The organism is Mycobacterium sp. 1465703.0 (genome assembly GCF_001672975.1).
Lineage (GTDB): Bacteria > Actinomycetota > Actinomycetes > Mycobacteriales > Mycobacteriaceae > Mycobacterium.
The window spans coordinates 1-4,989 of the sequence record NZ_LZKU01000028.1; the positions used below are offsets into that span (position 1 = coordinate 1).

Genomic DNA, 4,989 nt, shown 5'->3' on the forward strand with positions numbered 1-4,989 from the left:
GCCGGCGACGACACACGGCCGCAACACGAACACCTCGAGCGAAGAATCCTTGGTGATATCGGCGAGCAGCGCCTCGCAGGCGGCCTTCTGCTCGGAGTAGTAGTGCTCGGCGGATCCCCGGGCGGGCACGTCCTCGGTCAGCGGCACGGGATCCTCGGTGTGGTAGCCGTATGCCGCCACCGACGAGGTGTACACCAGCCGCCGGGGCCGCTCGGCCGCCACCGTCGCCTCGAATACGTTGCGGGTGCCTTCGAGATTCACCCGGGCGCTCTCGTCGCGCGAACCCATGATGATGAAGGCCAGGTGGACCACTACGTCGGCCTGCGCCACCAGGGCGTCAACGGCCTCGCGGTCCAAGATGTCGCCGCGCTGATAGGTGGTCTTCAGCCAACCGCGCGAAGACGGGTCGAACGGCCGGCGAGCCATGCCTATGACGGCATCGACGGCGGGCTCGCGTTCCAGCGCCGTCACCGCGGAGATACCGATCTCCCCGGTCGGCCCGGTCACCGCGACGGTTACTCCCATGCAGAACGTCGTTCCCTCCCGCGGCCAGCCGAAACCCGGTGGGCAACGTCACCGGTCCCTGGGCACATACATTCGGCGCATGGTAGAACCATCTATCCAACGTCTCGCGATTCGTGAGCGGTTGGAGGTGCGGGTTGTCCGCACCACCAGCGGGGGCCGGCGGTCGACGGTGACCGGCCAAGATACCCGCTGATTAGCCGCAACCGGACCAAACTGCATGTAAGGCTGGCGTCGGCGACTGATAATTTAGCGCGGCCGGAGGCGGCCGCACCGTCGACACCGCAGGAAACGAGGCGCAGCATGGGCGACGAATCGGCGAACGGCGCGGGTGCACCCGCGACGGGCGGGGAGACAGCGGACCCCGCGACGGTTTTCGCCGCCCTCGCCGAGATCATCTACCAGGGCTCGGACGTCAACCAGATGTATGCCGCCATCTGCATCGCCGCGACCCTGACCGTGCGCGGCTGCGACCACGCCAGCCTGTTGGTGCGCGAGAACGACAAGTACGTCACCGTCGGTGCCAGTGACCGGCTGGCGCAGACCGTCGACGAACTCGAGCGGCGCGCCGGCGACGGCCCGTGCATCGACGCCATCGAGGAAGAGACACCCCAGATCGACCCGGACTTGACCACGCCGTCGCTGTGGCCCAAGTTGGCGTCGCTGCTGGTCGCCGAGACTCCGGTGCGGGGCGCGATGGGGTTTCGGCTGCTGGTGGACAAGCGCAAGGGAGCTGCGCTGAACCTGTTCAGCGACACCCCGAACATGTTCGACGCCGAGTCCGCCGGGCGGGCGGCGGTGCTGGCCGCGTTCGCCAGTGTCGCCATCAACGCGGTCGGCAAGGGCGAAGATGCGACAAGCCTGCGACGCGGGCTGCTGAGCAACCGCGAGATCGGCAAGGCCGTGGGGATGTTGATGTTGCTGCACGACATGGGCGAGGACGAGGCGTTCGACCTGCTGCGTCGCCATTCCCAGGCGCTGAACATCAAACTCGCCGATGTCGCACGTGAGGTCATCGACCGGCGTGGCAGGTTGCCGGTCCCCAGCGACAACGAAGTTCCGCCTAGTGACTAGCGGCGGCTACTCCGGAAGCCGCAGCTCCGGCTTCTCAACCTCTTCGATGTTGACGTCCTTGAAGGTGACCACCCGCACCTGCTTGACGAACCGCGCCGGCCGGTACATGTCCCACACCCAGGCATCGGACAGCCGCAGCTCGAAGTAGACCTCGCCGTCGGCGTTGCGCGGCGTCATCTCCACGCTGTTGGCCAGGTAGAAGCGCCGTTCGGTTTCCACGACGTAGCTGAACTGGCCGACGATGTCCTTATATTCGCGGTACAGCGAGAGCTCCATCTCGGTTTCATACTTTTCGAGATCTTCTGCACTCATCTGCTCAGACGTCCTTCTCCCAAACGGTTTTTCCCGGGGATGCCGGCATCAGCTGCCGTTCGCCGGGGCGGAACCCTGATGCCATCTTTCCTCACCGATATCCGTCGCGCTGCAGCGGTGGGTCCGGTGGGCACTCGGCCACCAACCGGGTGCCCGATCCGTTGGCCACCCGCCGCACGTTGATAAACGAAAAGCGGTGCTCGGGGCACGGCCCCAGCTGCGACAGCGCCGTGCTGTGCGCCGGCGTGCTGTAGCCCTTGTGCAGGGCGAAGCCATAACCGGGGTGATCGGCCTCCATGGCGACCATCAACCGGTCCCGGCTGACCTTCGCCAGCACGCTGGCCGCCGCGATGCACGCCGCCACCGCATCGCCGCCGATGACCGGCAGTGACGGGACGGCCAGACCGGGCACCCGAAAGCCGTCGCTCAGCACGTAGCCGGGCCGCACCGACAGCCCGGCGACGGCGCGGCGCATCCCCTCGATGTTGGCGACGTGTACGCCGCGGCGGTCCACCTCGGCCGGCGGGATGAACACCACGTGATAGGCCAGGGCGTAGCGGCGAATCAGCGGGAACAGCTTCTCCCGGGCCGCCTCGGTCAGCTTCTTGGAATCATCAAGCGCGGCAAGGCTTTCCATTCGTCCCGGCCCGAGCACGCAGGCCGCCACCACCAGCGGCCCGGCGCAGGCGCCGCGGCCCACTTCGTCCACGCCGGCCACCGGTCCCAACCCGCCGCGGTACAGCGCGGACTCCAGGGTGCGCAAGCCCGACGATTTGCGGATCACCGTCCGCGGCGGCCACGTCGTGGCCATAGCTACTGATTCTGCTGCGGGTTCACCGATCCCACGCCGCCCCATCGGGACGGCGGCCACACGATGAACCTGGCTTTCCCGATGACGTTGGACACCGGCACGGTTCCCGAGGTCGGGTCGCCGGTGCACAACACACCCTTGAGGGCTTCGGCCGGCACGCTGGTGCAGTGGGCGCGCGAATCGGCCGAGTGCGTCCGGTTGTCGCCCATCACCCACAACCGCCCCGCCGGGACGGCGACCGGCCCGAATTCGCTGCCCAGGCATGGGTAGACCGAAGGGTCGGCGGCCATGGTGTTGCGATCCAGGTACGGCTCCTTGAGCTGCTTGCCGTCCACCGTCAGCCCGGTCTCGGCCCGGCATTGCACCGTCTGGCCGCCCACCGCGATGACCCGCTTGACCAGGTCATTCTCGTCGGGCGGCACGAATCCGACGAAGGACAGCCCGTTTTGCACCCAGCGCAGCACGGTGTTGTTGGACCGGATCGACTTGTAGCCGAGGTTCCACGGCGGCGGGCCCTTGAAGACGATGACGTCACCGGGGCGCGGCGCGCTGAACCGGTAACTGACCTTGTCCACCATGATCCGGTCGCCGACGCAGCCCGTGCAGCCGTGCAGCGTGGGTTCCATGGACTCGGACGGGATCAGGTAGGGCCGCGCCACGAAGGTCAACATGACGTAGTAGAGGACGACGGCGATCACCGCCAGGATGGCGAATTCGCGCACCGTCGAACGCTTGGCGTCCTCGGGTTCGCCCGCATCGGGCGTCTCGGCTGCCTGTCCCGGTTCGGGGATGGATCCGGCCGGCGTCGCCGCGTCGCCGTCGGGGCGCGTCTCCGGGTTGCGGGTAGAGACCTTCGGATCTGACTCGCCGGTGTGGGACTCGGGCTTAGATGAATCCGCGGTATCGGTCACGAGATCAGCGTAGCCAGCGCACGTTGTGGCCCGGTAAACCGGCAAGCGATCCGGCGGCCGAAAAGACCGGGCGAATCAGCAGCGCCGCCAAGGCGTCCCGGCTCAGCGCTTCTCCTTGATCTTGGCCTTCTTGCCGCGCAGTTCACGCAGGTAGTACAGCTTCGCGCGACGGACATCACCGCGGGTCACCACCTGGATGTGGTCGATGTTGGGCGAGTGCACCGGGAAGGTCCGCTCGACGCCGACGCCGTAGCTCTCCTTGCGCACGGTGAAGGTCTCGCGGATGCCGCCGCCCTGGCGGCGGATCACCACGCCCTTGAACACCTGGATACGCTCTTTGGCGCCCTCGATGACCTTGACGTGCACGTTGATGGTGTCGCCCGGGCCGAAAACCGGGATGTCGTCGCGCAGCGACGCCTGATCGACGAAGTCCAGCCGGTTCATGTGCGAGACACTTCCTTGAGGTCGCGGCCGGCGGCAGCTACCCACACGCAGGGTGTGAGGCGGTCACCAAGCCGATGGTTTCGGGCTTTCTGGCGTATCTCGCAGCAGGCGGGCAACGGCTCGACCGGCCTGCAACCGCTGGAGACAACTGGTCAATTGTGCCAGACAGGGCGGGTGCCGGGAAAATCACACGAAGTCGGCGGTTCGCAACGCGCCAAACTCGCTGGTAAATGGTACATATGACTGGGGTCAGAACGCGCTGCCCGGACGGGGACGTGATGGCCGGTGCAGGTGGCGCGACAGGCCCGCTGTTGCACGGTGCCGAAGTCACGCCGGAGGAGACGAATGCGGGTACGTCCGCTGACACTGTTCACCGCCACCGCGGCGGTGACGTTGCTGGTGGCTGCCGGTTCCGAGGCGCTGGTGCAGGCAAAGGTGTACAGCCTCCCGGTCGCCGCACCCGTACGGGTCCTCTCTTCGCCACCGCCATCTGCTCCGCCGCAGTCCGCCACGTTCATGCTCAAAGCGGTGACGCCTGCACAGCCGCCCGAGGCGCTGCCCAGCCCGGGATTCGGCCAGTTGCAGGCCCGTGTCCACCAGGCCACCGACGAGGCGGCCGGCAGCGGCGCCGCCCTGTCGGTGGCCATCCTCGATCGCCGCACCCACCAGTTGATCGCCAACGGCAACAGCCAGGTCATCGGCACCGCGTCGGTGGCGAAGCTGTTCATCGCCGATGATCTGCTGCTGCACGAATCCGAGGGCAAGGGTCCACTGAGCGCCGACGACCGCCAGGCCCTGGACATCATGCTGCAGTCCTCCGACGACGGCGCGGCCGAGAAATTCTGGGGCCAGGGCGGCGGGACCGCCATCATCACCGAGGTGGCGGCCCGTTACGGCTTGACCTCCACCACCCCG

At 67.4% G+C, this 4,989-nt stretch carries 5 protein-coding genes and 2 pseudogenes; 2 read left to right on the forward strand and 5 right to left on the reverse strand.

Annotated features, from left to right (window positions below):
* Positions 1-525 (reverse strand): NAD-dependent epimerase/dehydratase family protein (locus A5625_RS02690; RefSeq protein WP_156747873.1); only part of this gene is annotated, 525 nt, incomplete at its 3' end.
* A gap of 300 nt (positions 526-825) precedes the next feature.
* Here A5625_RS02690 and A5625_RS02695 point away from each other — a divergent pair.
* Entirely contained in the window at positions 826-1,596 is a 771-nt protein-coding gene (locus A5625_RS02695; protein ID WP_066988832.1) for a GAF and ANTAR domain-containing protein, read from the forward strand.
* Between the two features lie 6 nt (positions 1,597-1,602).
* Here the strand turns inward: A5625_RS02695 and A5625_RS02700 are convergent, their stop codons facing one another.
* From A5625_RS02700 to rplS, 4 genes and pseudogenes are all read right to left on the reverse strand, one after another.
* Positions 1,603-1,908: a DUF2469 domain-containing protein gene (locus A5625_RS02700; RefSeq protein ID WP_003875077.1), complete on the reverse strand. Its 306-nt coding sequence runs from the start codon at positions 1,906-1,908 to the stop codon at positions 1,603-1,605.
* Positions 1,909-1,956: 48 nt separating this feature from the next.
* Positions 1,957-2,719, reverse strand: a pseudogene (locus A5625_RS02705) (ribonuclease HII).
* Between the two features lie 2 nt (positions 2,720-2,721).
* Positions 2,722-3,510, reverse strand: a complete 789-nt coding sequence (gene lepB, locus A5625_RS02710; RefSeq protein WP_369829972.1) for a signal peptidase I — start codon at positions 3,508-3,510, stop codon at positions 2,722-2,724.
* A gap of 222 nt (positions 3,511-3,732) precedes the next feature.
* Positions 3,733-4,074 carry a 50S ribosomal protein L19 gene (gene rplS, locus A5625_RS02715; RefSeq protein WP_064877853.1) on the reverse strand — a complete coding sequence of 114 codons (342 nt, stop codon included), beginning with the start codon at positions 4,072-4,074 and terminating at the stop codon, positions 3,733-3,735.
* 345 nt (positions 4,075-4,419) lie between these two features.
* Here rplS and A5625_RS02720 point away from each other — a divergent pair.
* Positions 4,420-4,989: pseudogene (locus tag A5625_RS02720) on the forward strand (hypothetical protein); the annotation flags it as partial.

Excerpts from the sequence above, each read along its gene's own strand:
- A5625_RS02695 (WP_066988832.1), top strand. The coding sequence starts at position 826 with ATGGGCGACGAATCGGCGAACGGCGCGGGTGCACCCGCGACGGGCGGG.
- A5625_RS02700 (WP_003875077.1), bottom strand. The coding sequence starts at position 1,908 with ATGAGTGCAGAAGATCTCGAAAAGTATGAAACCGAGATGGAGCTCTCG.
- rplS (WP_064877853.1), bottom strand. The coding sequence starts at position 4,074 with ATGAACCGGCTGGACTTCGTCGATCAGGCGTCGCTGCGCGACGACATC.